Raw genomic sequence first — 20,399 nt, 5'->3', positions numbered from 1 at the left:
AAGCTTAGTAGGTAACCGGATAAAAACAGACCCGAGACAACGCTAACTGGAGGTCCTGACCACCATGTTCAACCAGACATTACGCACTGTAGAGACCGTAGAGTTCGATATAGAACAAGAACTTCTCTACGAAATCGATCCCTGCGAGTTAAAACTGGATGAAATGCTCGAGGCGGAGCCGGAACCTGAAATGATTGAAGGGCTGCCCGCATCTGATGCGCTCACCCCTGCCGATCGCTACCTTGAACTCTTTGAGCACGTGCAGTCGACACGACTGTTTGCTGACAGCAAAACCTTCCCTGACTGCGCACCAAAGATGGATCCGCTGGATATTCTCATCCGCTACCGTAAGGTGAGACGTCACCGGGACTTCGACCTGCGCGAGTTTGTCGAAAGACACTTCTGGCTGCCGGAAGTCCTGTCGAGCGAGTATGTGTCCGATCCTTCCCTCTCGCTGAAGGAACATATCGACAACCTGTGGCCGGTGCTGACCCGCGAGCCGCAGGATCACATCCCCTGGTCATCGCTGCTGGCGCTGCCGCAGGCCTATATTGTGCCCGGCGGGCGATTTAGCGAAACCTACTACTGGGACTCCTATTTCACCATGCTGGGGCTGGCCGAGAGCGGACGCCACGACATGCTCAAATGCATGGCGGATAACTTTGCGTGGATGATCGAACGCTATGGCCATATTCCTAACGGCAACCGTACCTACTATCTGAGCCGCTCCCAGCCGCCGGTGTTTGCCCTGATGGTTGAGCTGTTTGAAGAGGACGGCGTGCGCGGGGCCAAGCGCTATCTGGATCACCTGAAAATGGAGTATGCCTTCTGGATGGACGGCGCCGAGTCGCTGCTGCTCAACCAGGCTTATCGCAGCGCGGTGCGCATGCCGGACGGCTCTCTGCTCAACCGCTACTGGGATGACCGCGATACCCCGCGGGACGAATCCTGGATAGAGGACGTCGAGACCGCGCGTCACTCTGGTCGTCCACCCAACGAGGTTTATCGTGATCTGCGCGCCGGGGCTGCCTCAGGCTGGGACTACTCCTCGCGCTGGCTGCGGGATCCGAGCCGGCTGGCGAGTATTCGCACCACCCAATTTATCCCAATCGATCTTAACGCCTTCCTGTTTAAGCTGGAGAGCGCCATCGCCAATATCTCGGCCTCGAAGGGGGATAAAGAGACGGCAGAGATCTTCCGTCAGAAGGCAAGCGATCGCCGCGCGGCGGTCAACCGCTATTTGTGGGATGACGAAAACGGCTGTTATCGCGATTACGACTGGCGTCGTGAGGAGCTGGCGCTCTTCTCTGCCGCCAGCATCGTGCCGCTCTATGTCGGTATGGCTACCCATGAGCAGGCTGAACGCCTGTCGGATGCGGTAAAAGCCCGCCTGCTGACGCCGGGCGGTATTCTGGCTACCGAATACGAAACCGGCGAGCAGTGGGATAGACCCAACGGCTGGGCGCCCTTGCAGTGGATGGCGATCCAGGGCTTCAAGCAATACGGAAACGACTCCCTGGGGGACGAAATCGCCTGGAGCTGGCTGCAGACGGTTAACCATTTCTACAAGACGCACTACAAGCTGATTGAGAAGTACCACATCGCCAGCAGCCAGCCTCGTGAAGGGGGCGGGGGTGAGTACCCCCTGCAGGATGGTTTTGGCTGGACAAACGGCGTGGTACGCCGCCTGATCGGCCTGTACGGGGAGCCGTAGCTCCCCGTTCTGTCAGCGGATCACGTCATAAATCGCTGTCTGGATCGCCTGCCATTTTTTGGTGCTCTCGTTCGGCTGCGCCTCTGCCCGCCGCGTCGCCTGCTCCATCTCGCGCCGCTGGCGTTCAACCACCGCAGGTACGGAACAAAAAGCCTGGAGATAGTCTTTACGCAGGCTCGTCAGCGTTTCGCCTGTTGCCATCACATGGCCGAGGTTGGTAATAAACCGCCGACAGGGCTTCTCCTGGGTCATTTGCAGGCGATAGCGCATCAGCACATCCAGCACCTCGCGATGGTTGGCGGAGAGCGCATGCTCCGTCCAGGAGAGTTTCCAGTCCATCCCCGCTTTCAGAAACAGCAACGCCACCCGGGTGTCGTTGCGGTCTATCGCCGAACGGAAGTTACTCTCATCCCAGGTCACTCCCATCCGCGTCAGCGTTTCACGTGAGGAAGGAGTCTCGCGCATCTCTTCCGCCACCGCCGTCTTCACGGGCGGCGGTGTGTTGGCCGCCTGCGTCGGGGCGCTGCTCTCAATAAGAAGCCAGGCACCCATCATCATAATCCCCATCACCATGACCCCCACCGCGCCCCACAGCACGACCGAGATTAAGTAATCGCGCTGCTCCGGCGTGCGCGCAGGGCGACGGTTCGGTTTATCGATGGTGTCACGCACCTCAAAAATGTCGTCACCCGTGGCGTTGTTTTTTATTCGCGCATTCTCCCAGAAGCTTTCCAGCTCATTAACGCTTTCGGCCATCAGTCCCGCCGGGTTCACGGCGGTGCGGCCCTCATTAAATGCGCGCTGAACGGGGGTGGCGATCTGGGTGTAGTAATTATCCAGGAGCAGGATTTGTGTGGAGGTGAGCGGCTGTTGGGCAATAATTCTATTGCGGATCAGCCGGATATCATCGAGGAAGGTCTGTAGCGTTTTACGCGGCTCCACCATCAGCGTCAGCAGAGACGGATCGCTGAACAACGACGAGTAGGAGCGGGAGTACTCTTTTTTATCCACCAGCATCAGGGCCAGCTCGCTGAACATCATGCCGCCGAGGGCGTCGTTACGTTCACCCTGCTGCATCCAGTTGCGCACCCGATCGGCGTTGAACAGCGTTTTCAGGTGGTTATTCAGGCGTGTCGGATCCGGCCACGCCTGCATAATCAGCCCTTTAATCATTAGCTCCAGCGTGCGCACCTGCATCTGCGCGTGCTGCTGGCGGGACTCATCGCTGGGGCCCATGTCCGTGCTGTAGGTCAGCAGCGGCTGCTGCAGACGCAAATGCTCAAGCGCCGTCACAAAGCGCGTCGCGGCGATAAGCTGATTGTCGCTCACATCCTGCCCGCTCTCATATTGCGGCACGCGCTGCTGTAATAGCCGCAGTTGCAGGGTAAACTGCGACAGCTCCGCATCATTCAGGTTAAGCTGCTTAGCCACCCTCGCCCAGCCCCCCAGCGCCAGCCTGGCGGAGTCGAGCTGCTCAAGGAACCAACGGGGATCTTTGCCTTCGGCAACGCGCACCTTTAACAGGAGCAGGATCTCCACCGAGGCCTGACGAATAATTCCCAGACAGCGTTCAAACTGCTCGCGGATCACATGCGATTTACTGAGGGTCATCATATTCCTTTATAGGCTGCGCACCCAGGCAGAGGCAGCTGTCGGAGAGTGGTTGTTATTTCAAGTGGTTATACCAGATTAAACATACCCGATAATGGGTACTATTTCAGTGATAATGTTAAAATCATTTACAAAAGCTCGTGGAGATCTGGTATGCCCGTATTACATACCCCGCGTTTGACCTGCTCCCCTGTGCAGGAAGAAGACTGGCCCTTTTTTCTCTCGCTTCAGCAGCACCCCGATGTGATGCGCTTCGTGGCCGAAGCCCGCCCGGAGGAGGCCATTCGCGAAGCCTTTACCGCGCGTCTGCCCACCTGGACGCCGGGCAGCGACCACTGGCTGTGCCTGGTGGTACGCGATAACCTCAGCCAGATGCCGCTCGGGGTCACCGGGTATATTCATCATGATGATGATTGCGCCGAAGTGGGCTTCTTATTTGCCCCCCAGGCCCAGGGAAAAGGCTACGGCTTTGAGTCCTTGCAGGCGGTTTGCGATTACGCCTTCGGCCAGGGAGGCATACGCCGCTTAACCGCCACGGTGACGGCGGGCAACGTGGCCTCGAAACGCCTGCTGGAAAAAGTGGGGTTTGTGCTGGAAGGGGAACTGCGCGAAAGCTACTGGCTGGCAGGCCAATGGCACAACGACTGGCTGTTTGGGCTGTTAAAGCACGAGTACCGCTAAGCGTGCCGCGGGGATCCCTCCCCGGCGACGCTTTAGAAGAACATGCCCCCGGAGACTTCAATCCGCTGCGCGTTCATCCAGCCCAGCTCATCGCTGAGCAGGGCCGCAATCGCATCGCCGATGTCGTCCGGCAATCCGACGCGCCCCAGCGCCGTCTGCGAGGCAATCTGCTGGTTAATCTCCTTGTTATCGCGCACGTGCCCGCCGCCGAAGTCGGTTTCAATGGCACCCGGGGCAATAATATTGGCGGTGATCCCGCGCGCGCCCAGCTCTTTCGCCTGGTAGCGGGTAAGCACCTCCATCGCCCCTTTCATCGCCGCGTAGGTGCTGGAGCCAGGCAGGGCAAACCGCGCCAGGCCGGAGGAGACATTCAGGATCCGCCCGCCGTTATTCATCAGCGGTAACAGGCGCTGGGTCAGGAAGAAGGGGCCTTTGAAATGGATGTTCATGACCTCATCAAATTGCGCTTCGGTGGTCTCAACATAGGGGGCATATAAACCGACGCCTGCGTTGTTCAACAAATAATCGAAGCTGCTGCGTTGCCATACTTCATGCAGCTTTTCTTCCACTTGTCTGGCAAAAGTATCGAAATAAGTAACATCCCCGACGTTCAGCTGTAATACCGCTGCTTTCACCCCTTTTTGCTCAATTTCGCGTACAACATCGAGCGCTTCCTGCTGGCTGCTGTTCCAGGTCAGAAGGATCCCGACACCTTTGTCTGCCAGCTTCAGCGCCGCGTTTTTACCTAGCCCGCGGCTACCGCCAGTCACTAATGCAATACGTTCAGTCATAAGAAACCTCATTTCGGCTGTTGTGGTGATTGAGAAAGAGCTTATTAGGTGATAGAAAATCAATAAAGGTAGCTAAAAACGCTTCACTGTTTCACTGCTAACAACAATGAGCGCTTCCTATGGATAAAATTCAGGCAATGCAGTTGTTCATTCGCGTCGCTGAACTGGAGAGTTTTTCCCGCGCAGCAGACTCTATGGGCCTTCCTAAAGGTAGTGTATCCCGTCAGATCCAGGCCCTGGAGAACGGGCTGGGCACCCAGCTATTGCACCGCACCACAAGGCGCGTCAGCCTCACACAGGATGGGATGGTCTATTACGAGCGAGCCAAAGATCTGCTGGCTAACATGGATGAACTGGATGGTCTTTTTTTGCACGACCCTGCCAGCGTCAGCGGAAGGATCCGGGTGGATATGCCTACGGGCGTTGCGCGAAATTTAGTCATCCCCCGCCTGCCGCTATTTTTACAACAGTATCCCGGCATTGAACTGGAACTGAGCAGCAGCGATCGGCTGGTGGATGTGGTTCGGGAAGGGTTTGACTGCGTGGTGCGCGTCGGCACTCTAAAAGATTCCGGTTTAATTGCCCGCCCGCTCGGCAGGTTGTCGGTCGTCAACTGCGCCAGCCCGGATTATCTGTCGCGTTTTGGCTACCCCGACGGGCTGGATGATTTAGCCTCGCATGCCGTGGTGCACTATGCGACGCATCTCGGCACCCGGCCCCAGGGGTTCGAATATTACGACGGCGAATCGACCCACTGGGTCAAGACCGGTGGCGTGCTGACGGTCAACAGCACCGAGACCTACCACGCCTCTGCCATCGCCGGGCTGGGGATTATTCAGGTTCCGCGGGTGGGCGTGCGTGACGCGCTGCGCGCTAAAAAGCTGCTGGAGATCCTGCCGCAGTACCGCGCCAGACCGATGCCGGTGTCGCTTATCTATCCCCACCGCCGTAACCTCTCCCGCCGGGTACATCTGTTTATGGCCTGGCTCACGGACATCATGAAAGCCTACGTTGACTGAGCGCAGGCTATAATTTTAAGGACCTCCCGCTAATCAATAAGGAAAGTGCGCGTGACGCCGGAAAATAGTGAGCAACGCCCCACCCATGATCTGGACTTCGAGCCGATTAAAAAACTGGAAACCAGTCCACCCCAGCCGCCGGCTGAACCTAAAATCACCTCCATACGTAAAACGGGGAGCCTGCTGGACAAGGCGAAGGACGCCTTCCAGCTGATTCAGCAGCAGCCGATGATTGCCCACCTGCTGCGTGCCACCGAGCGGTTCAACGACCGGCTCGGCAATCAGTTTGGCGCGGCGATCACCTACTTCTCATTTTTATCGATGATCCCGATCCTGATGCTCTCCTTTGCCGCAGCGGGCTTCTTTCTGGTCTCCAACCCGACGCTGCTGCAGGATATCTTCAATAAAATTTTGCAGAACGTCAGCGATCCGACGCTGGCCACCACCCTGAAAAGCACTATCCGCACCGCCGTCGAGCAGCGTACCACCGTGGGGATTGTCGGGCTTTTCGTGGCGCTTTACTCCGGCATTAACTGGATGGGCAACCTGCGTGAAGCAATCCGCGCTCAGTCGCGCGACGTCTGGGAGCGCAAGCCGCAGGATGAGGAGAAATTCTGGATTAAATATTTGCGCGACTTCGTCTCGCTGATTGGTCTGCTGGTGGCGCTGGTTATCACCCTCTCTATCACCTCTGCGGCAGGCTCGGCGCAGCAGATGATTATCTCCGCGCTCTATCTCGACACCATTGAGTGGCTGAAACCCGTCTGGCATCTGGTAGGGTTAGGTATTTCGATGCTGGCTAACTATCTGCTTTTCTTCTGGATTTTCTGGCGACTGCCGCGCCACAGGCCACGCCGCAAGGCGCTGATCCGCGGTACCTTTATTGCCGCTATCGGTTTTGAGGTGATTAAAATCGTGATGACCTACACGCTGCCGTCCCTCGTCTCCTCGCCGTCTGGGGCGGCATTCGGCTCTGTGCTGGGGCTGATGGCTTTCTTCTACTTCTTCGCCAGACTGACGTTGTTCTGTGCGGCGTGGATCGCCACCGCCGAGTACCCGGATGACCGGAGAATGCCCGGTAAAACACACCGTTAAGCACCCCATCGGGCTGGATAAGAATGCAATATTTCAGCCCGATTCATCATTTCAGCATATAAATCCAGCCTGTAACTTTTATTTAACCAAAAACCAGTTTTATCCTCTAAGTATTAATTTCTGTGAAGCATTTCATAGATGTGATTTTCCTGGTCTGAAAATTATTCGCTTTTTGCTTCTTTTTTCGCCTGTGGCTGCGTTTGTTACAGATTGAAATGTCGCTTTTGCTGTGCGTAATATGGCCTTTCGTTCGCCAAAAATAAGAAAAGATTATGCAAGCCACAGCCACAACACTCAATTCAGAGCAGGAAAACGCCCCGGTTAACTCGCGCAATAAAGTCGTCGTCGCATCGCTGATTGGCACCGCCATCGAATTCTTCGACTTCTATATTTACGCTACCGCTGCGGTCATCGTCTTCCCGCATATTTTCTTCCCGCAGGGCGACCCGACGGCCGCCACGCTGCAATCGCTGGCAACCTTTGCTATCGCCTTTATCGCACGTCCTATTGGTTCGGCGCTGTTCGGCCACTTCGGGGATCGCGTCGGGCGCAAGGTGACGCTGGTCGCCTCGCTCCTGACCATGGGCATCTCCACCGTCGCCATCGGCCTGCTGCCGACCTATGAGACCATCGGTATTCTGGCTCCGCTGCTGCTGGCGCTGGCCCGTTTTGGTCAGGGTCTGGGTCTGGGCGGTGAATGGGGCGGCGCGGCATTGCTGGCGACCGAGAATGCTCCACCGCGCAAGCGTGCGCTGTATGGCTCCTTCCCACAGCTGGGCGCGCCAATTGGCTTCTTCTTTGCCAACGGCACCTTCCTGCTGCTCTCCTGGCTGCTGACCGACGAGCAGTTCATGACCTGGGGCTGGCGTATTCCGTTTATCTTCTCGGCTGTGCTGGTGCTGATCGGCCTGTATGTGCGTGTCTCCCTGCATGAGACCCCGGTGTTCGCCAAAGTGGCCGCCGCGAAGAAACAGGTAAAAATCCCGCTTGGCACCCTGCTGACCAAACACGTTCGCGTGACGGTGCTGGGTACCTTCATCATGCTGGCGACCTATACGCTGTTCTATATCATGACCGTCTACTCCATGACCTTCAGCACCACGCCAGCGCCGGTGGGCCTGGGTCTGCCGCGTAACGAAGTGCTGTGGATGCTGATGATGGCGGTGATTGGCTTTGGCGTGATGGTGCCGATTGCCGGGCTGCTGGCTGACCGCTTTGGTCGTCGCCCGAGCATGATTGTCATCACCTCACTGATTATTCTTTTTGCGCTGTTCGTCTTCCCGCCGCTGCTCGGTTCCGGTAATCCGGCACTGGTGATGGCGTATCTGCTGATTGGTCTGAGCCTGATGGGGCTGACGTTCGGCCCAATGGGCGCGCTGCTGCCAGAGCTGTTCCCGACGGAAGTGCGTTATACCGGAGCGTCATTCTCCTATAACGTCTCCTCGATTCTGGGTGCCTCTGTGGCACCGTATATTGCCACCTGGCTGCAGGCGAATTACGGTCTGGCTTATGTTGGATTCTACCTCGCGGCAATGGCGGCACTGACGCTGATTGCCCTGCTGCTGACCCACGAAACCCGCCATCAGTCCCTTTAATGTGAAAATGCCGGGCGGCGGTTACGCCTTACCCGGCATTGATTCATTCCCAGGCCCGGCAAGCATCGCGCCGCCGGGTTCTATCCCGCACTATTTCTTCATCTGCGACAGAATGACCTGACACTGATTGGCCTGCCCTTCGGATGGGGAGATAAGCGCCAACAGGGCCGCCGCTGGCGTCACCAGTGTTGCCAGCGCCGCCGCCACCGCACCGCGTGCAATCAACGGCCCCGGTTTCACCCCAGCCTGCGGATCCTTGAATGGACCACGCACATATAGCGGTGAACGCAGGGTAACAATGCGAATCCCTTTACTTTCTGGGTTGATGGTCAGATCCAACTGCTCCGAAGCCATGCTGGCCGTGCCGGTAACGTTGATAACGGCATTTTCAGTATCAAAGGCAAAGATCCGCGGACGGGCGACGCCATTTACCAGCTCGATATTGGCCGCCGCACAGTTGACCCGCACCTCATCGTCACCAAAAATCTGCCCAACCAGGAAGTTGCCGACGTTAAGCCCCAGAATCTCCATCAGGTTGCGGCTGACCAGTCCATCGTTCATCAGCAGCTTCAGGTTACCGTTACCGTTGCCCAGCAGGGCCGCGACCGAGTTACCCACGCCGCGGATGGTGGCATCGCCGTTCATCTCCCCGAGGGTTTTCTGCATCAGCTCCACATCGGGCATCAGCTCTTTAAGCTTCAGCCGCCGGGCCTGGATCTCCGCCTGGCCGTGCATCGGCTTCTTATCCCCTTCCAGCCTGATGTTGGACGAGATCGTCCCGCCCGCCATGCCAAATTTCAGCGGCTTCAGCTGCAGGTCGGCATTTTTAAGAATGATATGGGTCGAGAGATCGCTCAACGGCAGGCTGCTGCCATGCTCGATTCGGCGTCCCTTGAAGCGGACATCCGCATCCATCACGTCCCATTTGTCCGTTTCAAAGCGGTCGTTAGGCAGCACTTTCCCTGACGGCGGCGCCTCTTTTCTGACTTTCTGCGCCTTAGTGCCTTTACCGGAGTCTACGCCAATCAGCGGCCCCAGATCGGCCAGACGCAGCTGACGTGACTCCAGGTCGCCTTCCAGCTTCGGCCGTGGTTTGCCGGTGCTGTAGGTCAGCGAGCCATGAATATCGCTGTCACCGATCCGGCCCTTGAAGTCACGGTAATCATAGACAGACGACTTTTCAGGATCGATTTTCGCCACCAGATGACCATCGGTTTCAAACGGTGGTGTATCCGGGAGCAGTACCCCGGTCAGTTCGTACAGCTCGCCCAGCGAATCCCCGGAGAACTTGAGGCGCAGATCGACCCCACCCATTTTCATGGGATCGCTCACCGTGCCGACAAAGGCCACCCGGGTGTTGCCGGAGCGGAAATCTGCCTGTACCGGGAACGGTGTGCCGTCGCCACGTAGCGCCAGCATGCCGCCAATTTTTCCGCTCCCTGTCAGAGGCTGTTCGTTGTAGCGCCCCTCGGCTTTCAGTCCAAAGACGTAATCGCCTGGCTTGCCCTTCTCATCTTTGCCTTTCTCGCCAGTGACTTCGCTGAAAGGCAGCGCTTTACCCAGCGGATCAACGAAGATCTCGAGATCGGCTTTGCTCACCGCATCGTCAATGGCGATACGCCCGCGATCAAAAAGAATGTTGTCGAGGCGGAACGACCAGGATGAGGGCTGCGCGGCGGCATCTTTGTCTTCGCTTTTGGCGAAATCAAAAGTCCAGTTGTTGGTTTTTTCCGACAGGCGGATGAGCCGGGCATCGGGTTTCTGGAGTTTGATCCATGGCAGATAGACGGTTTTTGTGAGCAGTGCCAGCGGGGCCAGGGTGGCTTCGACGCGCGGCAGATGTACCATCGTCACGGCAGGGATATCGGGCGGATTGCCGAGAATCACGTCGTCGGCATGAACATGCGGCCAGGGTATCCAGCTACGCCAGCCCGTTTCGTCTTTCTGACGTTCCCATACCACACCCAGATCGCCGCGAATGGCAAATGGGCGGTTGAGTTCAGTCGAGACTTTCTGGTTGATGGTCGGTTTGAGGCGGTTCCAGTCAAATGTCGCGATCACGACAATGAGCACCACAATCAGCAACAAGAAGACCCCCCCGGACCAGGTGATAATCTTCGCTGTTTTTGTCATCCCATAATTCCTTTTTTACCTTGCCAGTCATGAATATAGTTTAGACGAGGAAAAAAGGAGCGGCAGCGTCCGGTAATAACGCGTTAACCACGCGCTATTATGGGAAGCAGCCGGGGTTACAGGGTGATGATAACGTTGTCGAGCGTCTCCATTGGCACCGGGCGGGAGAGGAAATAGCCCTGCGCGGCGGCGGCAGGTGAGTTTTGCACATCGCGCCACTCTTCCAGCGTCTCAACGCCTTCGACGATCACGCCCTGACAGTAGCGGTTCATCAGCTGCAGCAGCAGGGTAAACAGGTTGCGACCTTCCGGGGTCTGACGCAGCATAATGAACAGATCCCGCGCCACTTTAATGTAGTCGTAACGCACTTCGCTCAGGGCAGAGAAGTTCGCCATGCCGGTGCCAAAATCGTCCAGCCACAGAGGACCAAATTCGCACATGCTGGCAAACGAAGAGTCCTGCGGCAGACGTACATGCTCCACTAGCTCAAAGCGCAGCCACGGCAGATTCTGGATCAGCTTCTGCAGGCTCTCGTCCTGACGCAACGCCAGCAGGGTTGGGCCATCGACGTTGACCGAGGCCAGAATGCTGTTCTCGTCAAAGAAGTCCTGTTTTGCCGCCAGCATGCTGAGCTGCTCTTCGAGGATATCCAGACGGTGGCGCACGGGCAGTTGCGCAAAATAGCGATCCGGGGCGATCCGCTGTGTCGGGTTTGACGGATGGGTCACGACGGTCAGGATCTCGATCGCCATCAGTTTACCGTCGGTGCGGTAAATGGGCTGAAAAGTATAAGCACGCTCGCATTGCAGCCAGTAGCGATGCTCCTGTAAGTTCTCAATACTTGCCTCAGGGATGCTCAGCAGCTGGATGTCCTGCCTTAACTTCATTTCAGATATCCTGTTGAATGGGGGAGAGCCTGTCGGGACTGGTCAAAGGATTATCGGCCCCGGATAAGAGAACTTTATGTTCGGTTGTGGACGAAAATGAAAATCTGAGATCTGAAACTCACCCAAAACTTGTCCGGGTTCAAAAAAATAATGGAACGTCGTTTTAATACAGTTGACCACTCCCGACTGCCAGCGCAAACTAACGCCAATTTCACTATTTGGGTTCATGACTATGTCCAGGAAAATTGCCGTGATCGGCGAATGTATGATCGAACTGTCCCAGAAAGGCGCGGAAGTGAACCGTGGCTTTGGTGGCGATACGTTAAACACCTCGGTATATATTGCCCGTCAGGTTGATGCTGACGCGCTGGCAGTTAACTACGTGACTGCCCTGGGCACAGACAATTTCAGCCAGCAGATGCTGGACGCCTGGCAGAGCGAAAACGTGGATATCTCCCTGACTCAGCGGATGGAAAACCGCCTGCCGGGTCTCTATTACATTGAGACCGACAGCACCGGCGAGCGTACCTTCTACTACTGGCGTAACGAGGCGGCTGCTAAATTCTGGCTGGAGAGCGACAGCGCTGCCCATATCTGCGAAACGCTGGCCCACTTTGACTATCTCTATCTGAGCGGCATTAGCCTGGCGATCCTTAGCCCTGAAAGCCGTGAAAAACTCTTCTCGCTGCTGCGCGAATGCCGCGCTAATGGCGGGAAGGTGATTTTCGATAACAACTACCGTCCACGCCTGTGGGTCAGCCGCGAAGAGACGCAGCAGGTCTATACCCGGATGCTGGAATGCACTGATATCGCCTTCCTGACTCTCGACGACGAAGATGCCCTGTGGGGCGAAAAGCCGGTTGATGAGGTGATTGCCCGTACTCAGGCGGCGGGTGTATCTGAAGTGGTCATTAAGCGCGGGGCAGACTCTTGCCTGGTGGCCGTTGCCGGTGAAGCGACTGTGGAGGTGCCTGCAGTGAAGCTGGCAAAAGAGAAAGTAATTGATACTACCGCGGCGGGTGATTCCTTCAGCGCCGGGTATCTGGCGGTTCGTCTGACGGGTGGTACGCCGGAAGCGGCAGCGCAACGCGGCCATCTGACCGCCAGCACGGTGATTCAGTATCGCGGCGCGATCATCCCGCGGGAAGCGATGCCACAATAACTGCGGTCTAGTGCCCTCTCACACAGGGAGAGGGAGCATAAAAAAAGGCAACTTACGTTGCCTTTTTGCTTTTATTGCGCTGGCGCCATAATCCCATTCCAGGTCGCCTGCAGATCCTTCATATCGTATTCCGGCTCGCCTTTTGGCTGCATCAGAATCAGCGACATATCCTGAGAAAGCTGCTGACGCAGATCCTGGCTCAGCATCTCCGCGGTCAGGCTGTTAAGGAAGTCCTGACGTAGCTTCTGATACTGCTCCGGTGCGATATCCACCACCTGGTTTTGCAGGGAGCGAATACGCTGGCTGATCAGAATATCGGTGTCAGTACGGGCATAAGTGGCGAACAGTTTTTGCAGCTCGAGGTTTTTCTGCGCCACCAGCGCGTTGAACTCTTCTTCGCTCAGGCCGTTATCGCGTACCTTCGCCAGCTCTTTAGCGACCAACGCCATATTGGCGTTCAGCTTGTCGCCCGGCGACTCTACGTTAATGGCGCACTGGGCGCGCTGGAACAGCACCCGGCAATCAAAGCCGAGACCGATGTCCTTGACGTTGCTCTTACTCAGGCTTTGCTGAACATGCCAGAACAGCGCCTCACGGGCTAAATCGGCACGCCAGTAGCGCAGCAGCGCAGCAGATTCACGAATCGGCTGCCACGGACTGTCCCACATAATAGAGAGTCGGTCCTGGCGCACGGCATCGGTCATGATGCTGACCGGCTCTGCGCGCAGCGGCGACAGGGTGGGGACTGGCGCAGGGGTGCTGCGTTTGCCCTTCAGCTCGCCAAAGGTTTTGCTAATCTGTTCAATCACCGCGCGGCTATCAACGTTGCCGACCACAATCAGGGTCATGGCGTCCGGGGTGTACCAGTTCTGGTAGAACGATTTCACCTGCTCAATATCAACCGGTTGTTTCAGCGGCTCCGCCGGATCGTGGCCCAGCAGCGCAGAGCCTTTCAGTCGATAGCGCCACCAGCCCTCTTTGGTATCTGCCGGCCATGTCGCCACCATATCGCTGTTGCTCAGGGCGTAATTCACCGTTTCAGGCGTAATCGAAACCTTACCGGCCGTATCCGACAGCCAGGTTAATGCCTCTTTGAGCAGATCGTTACGGTTGTTTGGCAGGCTGAGGTTAAACATGGTGTAGTCATAGGAGACGACGGCTGGCGGCAAAGGGCGCTTAGGATCGATACCCTGTTGCCACAATGAACGGACCTGTACGGCCTGCAGGCTTCCGCTTTGGGTCAGCGCCAGACGGGGAAGAAAATGGCTGAAACCGCTCTGTTGCGTACTTTCGGTCAGGGAGCCGGTATTGACGGAAAGGCGGATTTCAATGCGGTCGCTGGGGCGTTGGGGGGTGGCTAAAACCTGCCACTGAAAACCGTTCGCCAGCGTACCCTGTTGCCAGGCCGGGTCAGGCTGGAGCGCGTCAGCCTGCACATAACTGGCTGCTGCCATCATGAGCAAACCGCCGGTTAAGAGTCGAATTTTTGTGCCCTGCATGTGAACCCCTGATCAACATTCCTGGTTACAAAGAGTGCCACACGCCCTGTCGCACTCTAAAGATAATGTTCAAAACACTCCGATTAGACCGCGCGTGAAGCGAAACGTCACGGCAAGAAGTGAAATATACCCGAAATAAATCTTATCCAATTATGACAAGTATTCAGGGCCATTATGCGCAGGAGCCCGCACCCCGACAAGGGAATGCGGGCCTGAGGGAAGATTTTAGGAGGACAAACCCTGTGTTTTGCCGTCTGGCGCACGATTATTCAGCGTATCGTCGAGTTTTTTATGGTCCAGCTCTTTCACCCACTTCGCCACCACGATTGTCGCCACGCCGTTACCCACCAGGTTAGTCAGGGCGCGCGCTTCGGACATAAAGCGGTCAATACCGAGGATCAGTGCCAGTCCGGCTACCGGCAGGTGCCCTACCGCAGAGATTGTTGCCGCCAGCACGATAAAGCCACTGCCCGTCACCCCTGCCGCCCCTTTCGAGGAGAGCAGTAACACCACCAGCAGCGTGATCTGATGGAAGATATCCATATGGCTGTTCGTGGCCTGCGCGATAAAGACCGCCGCCATGGTCAGATAGATCGAGGTGCCATCAAGGTTAAAGGAGTAGCCGGTGGGGATAACCAGCCCCACAACCGATTTACGGCAGCCCAGCTTTTCCATCTTGTCGAGCATGCGCGGCAGCGCCGATTCGGACGAGGAGGTCCCCAGCACGATCAGCAGCTCTTCGCGGATATAGCGGATGAACTTAAAGATGCTGAAGCCCGTCGCGCGGGCAATGCTGCCCAGCACCACCACCACAAACAGGATACAGGTGATATAGAAGCAGATAATCAGCTGGCCGAGCTGCACCAGGGTGCCGACGCCATATTTGCCAATGGTAAAGGCCATCGCCCCAAAGGCCCCGATCGGTGCCAGGTGCATAATCATATTGATAATGCCGAAGATGACCTGAGAGAAGCTTTCAATCACGTTGAAAATCAGCTGACCTTTGCTGCCGAGACGATGCAAGGCAAAGCCAAACATCACGGCGAACAGCAGCACTTGCAGAATGTTACCGCTGGCGAAGGCGCCAATTACGCTGCCGGGGATCACATCCAGCAGGAAGGCGACCACGCCCTGGTCCTTCGCCTGATCGGCGTAGACCGCCACCGCTTTTGCATCCAGCGTGGAAGGATCAACGTTCATGCCTGCGCCCGGCTGCACCACATTCACAATCACCAGGCCAATGATCAGCGCGAGGGTGCTGACCACTTCAAAATAGAGAAGCGCCACCGCACCCGTGCGGCCTACGGCTTTCATGCTTTCCATGCCTGCAATACCGGTCACGACGGTACAGAAAATAACCGGAGCGATGACCATCTTAATCAGCTTAACGAAGGCATCGCCAAGCGGTTTCATTTGGGCGCCTAATTCAGGGTAGTAATGGCCAAGCAGAATGCCGATGGCGATAGCGGTTAAGACCTGAAAATAAAGACTTCTGAAGAGAGAGGTTTTCATAAGATGTCCTTGGGAAGAAAAACCGCAGGCAGTGTAGGGTTACTGCTCACCTGCGGCCTTAAAATAGCACCCAATAATCAGGACAAATAGAAGCTCATACTGAATTTGAAACACAAATGTTAAGAAATTTGAGCTGGCTCGCACAAACCAGCAACAATTCAGTCATCAGTGTGATGGTCATTCTGGCGAAGATAACGGCTTTCAAAAATATCGTGCGGTACGGCTTTTGCAAAAAGATACCCTTGTCCGCACTCAACCCCGGCATTTGCCAGCCAGCTCCGCTGGGCTTCGGTTTCAATACCCTCAGCGATGATTTCCAGCTTCAGGCTGTGCGCCATCTGGATAATCGCCTCAACCATGCTGCTGTCGTCAGGCAGGCCGTCGACGAAGGCCTTGTCGATTTTCAGCACATCTACCGGCAGGGCCTTCATATGCTGCAGTTGACGCAGCCCGGCATACCCCATGCCGAAATCATCCAGCGCAATGCGCACCCCGGCATTACGCAACGGGCGGAGTATCGCCACGGCTTCGTTATGATCGTCGATCCGGCGGCTTTCGGTGACTTCCAGAATCAGCGTATCAGGCTGGATACGGTAGCGCTTGATAAGCTCCAGTAGCTCCGGGACCATGTTCGGGTGCATCAACTGCAGCGCCGACAGGTTAACCGACAGCGGCATCATCACCCCCCGCGACTGCCAGGCAGACAGCACGCGGCAGGACTCTTCCAGTACCCATTGGCCTACCGTCACCATCAGGCCGCAGTTTTCAATCCGGTCGATCAGCCCTTCCGGCAACTCCCAGCTACCATCCGCCTGACGCATCCGCAGTAGCGCCTCAGCACTCTTCACCTTGCCTGTATGCAGCTCGACCTGCGGCTGCAGCCAGATAGCAAAATGGTTGTGGTCCAGCGCGGTCAGGATATCGTTCTCTTCTGACAGTCGCTGCTGCGCCTTTTCCATCTGCTCGGGTTCGAAGAACTGGATCTGATTCTTACCCTTCTGCCGGGCAGTGAACGCGGCGGAGAAGGCCCGACGGAAGAGCTGTTCGGCGGTCAGGATGCCATTAAACATGGCGATGCCAATGCTGGCGCTCGGGCGCAGCTGGATCCCCTGGACCGGCAACCGTTCATTCATAACAGTGAGCACTTGCTGACCCAACGTAATGGCGTGCCACGGCTCTTTGACGCCATTGGCGATAATGACAAAGTCATAGGCGCTTACCTGGGTCAGCACCATCGGCGGCGAAAGCACGGATTTGAGCTTTTCGACCAGCGTCAGCAGCACCATTTCCCGCTGGCTCTCTTTTAGCACCCCTGCGGTGTCTTGTAAGGTCTCGCAGGCCACTACCATCAGCGCGAAGGTCTGCTGGCGTTTCACTGCCTGCTCCAGTAGCGCCATCAGAAACGCCTTGTTGGGCAGATCTGAAACCGCGAAGCGGGTGGCGTTGTGGTTGAGTTCTTCGTGCTGGCGCATCATGCGCTGCTGGTTCAGGTTATAACTGCGTATCAGCATGCCGATTTCGTCGTCATGGTGCAGACGCGGGACGGGTAACTGATGCCCCACCTGTTGCTGCGGCGAAAGGGTATCCAGCTCGCGAGCAATTTTGCGCAGCGGATGGACGATCAACCTGTTGATGCACCAGGTCAGCGCCACGGTCAGCATCAGCGTCAACAATAAGTAAGTGGTTACCAACGTTGAGACCCAACTGATCACGAATTTGTACATTCGCCAGGAGTCAGATTGCAGTACCAGATAAGCCAGCGGCTGTGGGTTCGCCGGACGTTGCAGGGAATAGACTGGCAGGGAGATTTGTACCGGCATCTCAAACAGACGCTTGACCATTACCGGCACCGGACGCTCCGGGATAAAGTTCATGCGCAGCGCCTGGAACTGATTGGGCAGCACGACATCCGCCTGGCTGACAACGCCTGCCGGCTTGATACTCTTAATAATGGATTCTGCCTGGGGAATGTCGCCCTTCAGAATGGCGGCAGAAAGTGGCTCCCGGATAGAGCGAGCAATGCTTTCGAGCTGCGTAGCCGTGTTATAGCGATTCTGCTGAATGGCATGAAACAGCAGAATGACGCAAAAGACGAAAACAAACACCATGGTGACGGCTGTTACCATCGCCATTTGTTTGATAGTTAAAGAGCGGCTGACACGCAAAATGAATCTCCAGAAACGCGAAACGCAGGTTAATCAACTGTTACCCCGCTGCTTTCAGAGTATACCTTATCGTGATGTGTTTAAGAGAGTGTAACCAACCGTTTAGGGATTATTCTGGTTCCCGCTCCGTATAGAGTATGGAGCGGTTGCTCAGGGTGGTTACAGCCCCGAATGACAAGGGCTGTGGCCTGACACCTTATTCGGCGCTGCGCAGTGATATTTCGCCGCCAACCCAGGGTTTGATGATTCCCTCTTGCTCCAGCAACAGTGCGCCTTGCTCGTTAATACCGCGCGAGATGCCGTAGATCTCTTTATCACCAATGATTAACTTTACCGGACGATGTACAAAATTATCCAGCTTCTCCCAGCGAGGCAGGAAGGGTGCGAGTCCCTCCTGTTCGAAGGTTTTCAGCGAGTGACGCAGTTCGTTAATAACCTGCACCGCAAGGACGTTACGATCAATGGCGATCCCCGCTTGTTGCAGATTGATCCAGCCCTGGTTGATGTCCTCCGCCTGCACGTTACGCATCATCAGGTTGATCCCGGCACCCAACACGATTTGCGCCGCATCGCCGGTTTTACCTGTCAGTTCAACCAGAATACCAGCCAGTTTGCGATCCTTTAGATAGAGATCGTTTGGCCATTTTACTCGTACGTCATCGGCACCAAGGGATTGCAGCACTTCGGCCAGTACAATTCCAATCACCAGGCTAAGACCGATGGCAGCAGCCGGACCTTGTTCCAGACGCCAGTACATGGACAGGTAAAGGTTAGCGCCAAAAGGCGAAAACCATTTCCGTCCCCGGCGTCCACGTCCGGCATGTTGGTACTCAGCCACGCAGCTGTCGCCAGACTTCAGTTCGGGGAGCCTGTCGAGCAGATACTGGTTGGTAGAGTCAATCACCGGCAGCACGGCAACGCTGTTATCGGCGATCTGGCCGTGGATAAAGGTTTCGTCCAGCAGTTGAACCGGCTCTGGCAGGCTGTAGCCTTTACCCGGTACGGTAAAGACATCCACGCCCCAGTCACGCAGGGTCTGAATGTGTTTGTTAATGGCGGCGCGGCTCATTCCCAGCCGTTCACCAAGCTGTTCACCGGAATGAAAATCGCCGTCGGCCAGAATGGCGATCAGCTTCAGGGGGACGGTATGATCTTTCATGTAATGGTCTCTACTGCGTTCACTTCGCCATGATGCCCGATAAAGCGCACTTCCGGCTCCAGCCAGACGTCAAACTTCTCGCCCACACGTTGGCGCACCTGATGAGCCAGCTGCACGACATCATCGCTGGTCGCATTGTTTTCGTTAATGAGTACCAGCGCCTGTTGGCGATGCACGGCCGCGCCGCCACAGGTGGTGCCCTTAAGCTGACACTGATCGATCAACCAACCAGCAGCCAGCTTGACGCTGCCATCCGCCTGTGGATAGTGGGGGGCATTTGGCCACTGAGCCAGCAAAGTTTGCGCTTTTTCGGCGCTAATCACCGGGTTTTTAAAGAAGCTTCCGGCATTACCGTTCACTTTTGGATCGGGCAGTTTGCTCATTCGCATCTGGCAAACTGCCGCAAAAATCTCTTTTGCAGTCACGGTAGCGGGATCCAGACGGGTTAAATCACCGTAAGAGAGGACCGGCTGCCAGTTTTTTGTCAGGCGCAGACCGACCGCGACGATGACATATTTGTCCTGATATTCATGCTTGAAAATGCTGTCGCGATAGCCGAAACGGCACTCATCAGCTTGTAAACGACGCGTTTCACCGGTCGCCAGCTCGATGCAGTCCACATATTCACAGACATTTTTGAGTTCGATGCCATAAGCACCGATATTCTGAATAGGGGATGAACCGGCGCAACCAGGGATCAGGGCAAGGTTTTCCAGCCCCGGCATGTTGTGTTCGAGGGTAAATTGCACCAGATCGTGCCAGTTTTCTCCGGCACCCACGTGCAGTCGCCAGCATTCCTGCGTCTCTTCAACCGCAATACCGCGGATACGGTTAACGATCACCGTGCCGGAATAGTCTTCCAGAAAGAGAACGTTACTGCCCTCGCCCAGAATAAGAACAGGTTGGTGGTGTTGCGTTGCATGATTCCATGCGGCCAGCAGCTGCTGCGCATTGTCGGCTCGCACGATCTGTCGGGCATTTCGGTCGATACCGAAGGTATTCCAGGGCTTAAGGGAGTGATTCATAGACGCTATCCAGATGCAAAAACCGGGATAGTTTACCCCATTGGGTGATCTTTGTCGGCTGGAATTGCCGGGCGGCACGGCGGGACCTGCAGGCCGGGTAAGGCGGAGCTGCCACCCGACCGGTTTCAGTATTTCAGGGTTTTATGGCCTGAGGGTTTCGTACAGACGACAAAAAACCCCGTACCTTGCGGTACGGGGTTCCTGATTTGATGCCTGGCAGTTCCCTACTCTCGCATGGGGAGACCCCACACTACCATCGGCGCTACGGCGTTTCACTTCTGAGTTCGGCATGGGGTCAGGTGGGACCACCGCGCTACAGCCGCCAGGCAAATTCTGTTTCCGGGCCGCCTC

General features: G+C 56.3%; 15 protein-coding genes and 1 rRNA gene. 6 read left to right on the top strand and 10 right to left on the bottom strand.

Annotated features, from left to right (window positions below; translation table 11 throughout):
* Positions 1-64: 64 nt before the first annotated feature.
* Positions 65-1,714, top strand: a complete 1,650-nt coding sequence (locus ACF8PE_RS18800) for an alpha,alpha-trehalase (RefSeq protein WP_032615038.1) — start codon at positions 65-67, stop codon at positions 1,712-1,714.
* Positions 1,715-1,726: 12 nt separating this feature from the next.
* On the opposite strand, the gene ACF8PE_RS18795 is transcribed toward ACF8PE_RS18800, so the two are convergent.
* A complete protein-coding gene (locus ACF8PE_RS18795; RefSeq protein WP_155167518.1) occupies positions 1,727-3,325 on the bottom strand; it encodes an STY4199 family HEPN domain-containing protein in 1,599 nt (532 codons plus the stop codon).
* Positions 3,326-3,478: 153 nt separating this feature from the next.
* Between ACF8PE_RS18795 and ACF8PE_RS18790 the strand changes: the two genes are divergently transcribed.
* Positions 3,479-4,006 (top strand): GNAT family N-acetyltransferase, encoded by a 528-nt coding sequence (locus ACF8PE_RS18790; protein ID WP_392495168.1) that lies wholly within the window; start codon positions 3,479-3,481, stop codon positions 4,004-4,006.
* Positions 4,007-4,038: 32 nt separating this feature from the next.
* Here ACF8PE_RS18790 and ACF8PE_RS18785 read toward each other — a convergent pair whose 3' ends face one another.
* On the bottom strand, positions 4,039-4,797 hold the full coding sequence (locus ACF8PE_RS18785) for an SDR family NAD(P)-dependent oxidoreductase (RefSeq protein ID WP_392495167.1): 759 nt from the start codon (positions 4,795-4,797) through the stop codon (positions 4,039-4,041).
* Positions 4,798-4,916: 119 nt separating this feature from the next.
* Here ACF8PE_RS18785 and ACF8PE_RS18780 point away from each other — a divergent pair, with 119 nt between their 5' ends.
* The 3 genes from ACF8PE_RS18780 (at position 4,917) to ACF8PE_RS18770 (ending at position 8,506) form a co-directional block, all read left to right on the top strand.
* The gene (locus tag ACF8PE_RS18780) at positions 4,917-5,816 is read left to right on the top strand and encodes a LysR family transcriptional regulator (RefSeq protein ID WP_059307004.1); all 900 of its coding nucleotides are present in this window, start codon (positions 4,917-4,919) and stop codon (positions 5,814-5,816) included.
* 51 nt (positions 5,817-5,867) lie between these two features.
* A complete protein-coding gene (gene yhjD, locus ACF8PE_RS18775) occupies positions 5,868-6,911 on the top strand; it encodes an inner membrane protein YhjD (protein ID WP_032615044.1) in 1,044 nt (347 codons plus the stop codon).
* Between the two features lie 272 nt (positions 6,912-7,183).
* On the top strand, positions 7,184-8,506 hold the full coding sequence (locus tag ACF8PE_RS18770) for an MFS transporter (protein ID WP_032615045.1): 1,323 nt from the start codon (positions 7,184-7,186) through the stop codon (positions 8,504-8,506).
* Positions 8,507-8,596: 90 nt separating this feature from the next.
* Here the strand turns inward: ACF8PE_RS18770 and ACF8PE_RS18765 are convergent, their stop codons facing one another.
* The gene (locus ACF8PE_RS18765; protein ID WP_059307003.1) at positions 8,597-10,639 is read right to left on the bottom strand and encodes an AsmA family protein; all 2,043 of its coding nucleotides are present in this window, start codon (positions 10,637-10,639) and stop codon (positions 8,597-8,599) included.
* A 116-nt stretch (positions 10,640-10,755) separates the two neighbouring features.
* Positions 10,756-11,526 (bottom strand): cyclic-guanylate-specific phosphodiesterase, encoded by a 771-nt coding sequence (gene pdeH / locus ACF8PE_RS18760; protein WP_032615048.1) that lies wholly within the window; start codon positions 11,524-11,526, stop codon positions 10,756-10,758.
* A 232-nt stretch (positions 11,527-11,758) separates the two neighbouring features.
* Here pdeH and ACF8PE_RS18755 point away from each other — a divergent pair, with 232 nt between their 5' ends.
* Complete coding sequence (locus ACF8PE_RS18755) at positions 11,759-12,688, top strand: sugar kinase (RefSeq protein ID WP_150872665.1); 930 nt, start codon at positions 11,759-11,761, stop codon at positions 12,686-12,688.
* A gap of 71 nt (positions 12,689-12,759) precedes the next feature.
* Here the strand turns inward: ACF8PE_RS18755 and ACF8PE_RS18750 are convergent, their stop codons facing one another.
* The 6 genes from ACF8PE_RS18750 to rrf form a co-directional block, all read right to left on the bottom strand.
* Positions 12,760-14,187, bottom strand: coding sequence for a pitrilysin family protein (locus tag ACF8PE_RS18750; RefSeq protein ID WP_051916086.1), 1,428 nt, complete (start codon positions 14,185-14,187; stop codon positions 12,760-12,762).
* A 225-nt stretch (positions 14,188-14,412) separates the two neighbouring features.
* Positions 14,413-15,699 carry a C4-dicarboxylate transporter DctC gene (gene dctA / locus ACF8PE_RS18745; RefSeq protein ID WP_392495166.1) on the bottom strand — a complete coding sequence of 429 codons (1,287 nt, stop codon included), beginning with the start codon at positions 15,697-15,699 and terminating at the stop codon, positions 14,413-14,415.
* Positions 15,700-15,857: 158 nt separating this feature from the next.
* Positions 15,858-17,864, bottom strand: coding sequence for a biofilm formation regulator HmsP (gene hmsP, locus ACF8PE_RS18740; RefSeq protein WP_392495165.1), 2,007 nt, complete (start codon positions 17,862-17,864; stop codon positions 15,858-15,860).
* 196 nt (positions 17,865-18,060) lie between these two features.
* Positions 18,061-19,023, bottom strand: coding sequence for a bifunctional biotin--[acetyl-CoA-carboxylase] ligase/biotin operon repressor BirA (birA, locus tag ACF8PE_RS18735; RefSeq protein WP_032615053.1), 963 nt, complete (start codon positions 19,021-19,023; stop codon positions 18,061-18,063).
* Positions 19,020-20,048, bottom strand: coding sequence for a UDP-N-acetylmuramate dehydrogenase (gene murB, locus ACF8PE_RS18730; protein WP_151586688.1), 1,029 nt, complete (start codon positions 20,046-20,048; stop codon positions 19,020-19,022). Before murB ends, birA begins: the two co-directional genes overlap by 4 nt.
* Before the next feature lie 211 nt (positions 20,049-20,259).
* A 5S ribosomal RNA gene (gene rrf, locus ACF8PE_RS18725) occupies positions 20,260-20,375 on the bottom strand.
* Between the last annotated feature and the right edge of the window lie 24 nt (positions 20,376-20,399).

The sequence above is a fragment of the Leclercia sp. GLN_9 genome, from assembly GCF_043105735.1.
GTDB classification, from domain to species: Bacteria; Pseudomonadota; Gammaproteobacteria; order Enterobacterales; family Enterobacteriaceae; genus Enterobacter; species Enterobacter adecarboxylatus.
This window is presented reverse-complemented; position numbering and strand designations above follow the sequence as displayed.

Excerpts from the sequence above, each read along its gene's own strand:
- ACF8PE_RS18750 (WP_051916086.1), bottom strand. The coding sequence starts at position 14,187 with ATGCAGGGCACAAAAATTCGACTCTTAACCGGCGGTTTGCTCATGATG.
- ACF8PE_RS18790 (WP_392495168.1), top strand. The coding sequence starts at position 3,479 with ATGCCCGTATTACATACCCCGCGTTTGACCTGCTCCCCTGTGCAGGAA.
- ACF8PE_RS18770 (WP_032615045.1), top strand. The coding sequence starts at position 7,184 with ATGCAAGCCACAGCCACAACACTCAATTCAGAGCAGGAAAACGCCCCG.
- ACF8PE_RS18785 (WP_392495167.1), bottom strand. The coding sequence starts at position 4,797 with ATGACTGAACGTATTGCATTAGTGACTGGCGGTAGCCGCGGGCTAGGT.
- birA (WP_032615053.1), bottom strand. The coding sequence starts at position 19,023 with ATGAAAGATCATACCGTCCCCCTGAAGCTGATCGCCATTCTGGCCGAC.
- ACF8PE_RS18765 (WP_059307003.1), bottom strand. The coding sequence starts at position 10,639 with ATGACAAAAACAGCGAAGATTATCACCTGGTCCGGGGGGGTCTTCTTG.
- ACF8PE_RS18800 (WP_032615038.1), top strand. The coding sequence starts at position 65 with ATGTTCAACCAGACATTACGCACTGTAGAGACCGTAGAGTTCGATATA.
- ACF8PE_RS18795 (WP_155167518.1), bottom strand. The coding sequence starts at position 3,325 with ATGACCCTCAGTAAATCGCATGTGATCCGCGAGCAGTTTGAACGCTGT.
- pdeH (WP_032615048.1), bottom strand. The coding sequence starts at position 11,526 with ATGAAGTTAAGGCAGGACATCCAGCTGCTGAGCATCCCTGAGGCAAGT.
- ACF8PE_RS18780 (WP_059307004.1), top strand. The coding sequence starts at position 4,917 with ATGGATAAAATTCAGGCAATGCAGTTGTTCATTCGCGTCGCTGAACTG.
- ACF8PE_RS18755 (WP_150872665.1), top strand. The coding sequence starts at position 11,759 with ATGTCCAGGAAAATTGCCGTGATCGGCGAATGTATGATCGAACTGTCC.
- dctA (WP_392495166.1), bottom strand. The coding sequence starts at position 15,699 with ATGAAAACCTCTCTCTTCAGAAGTCTTTATTTTCAGGTCTTAACCGCT.
- murB (WP_151586688.1), bottom strand. The coding sequence starts at position 20,048 with ATGAATCACTCCCTTAAGCCCTGGAATACCTTCGGTATCGACCGAAAT.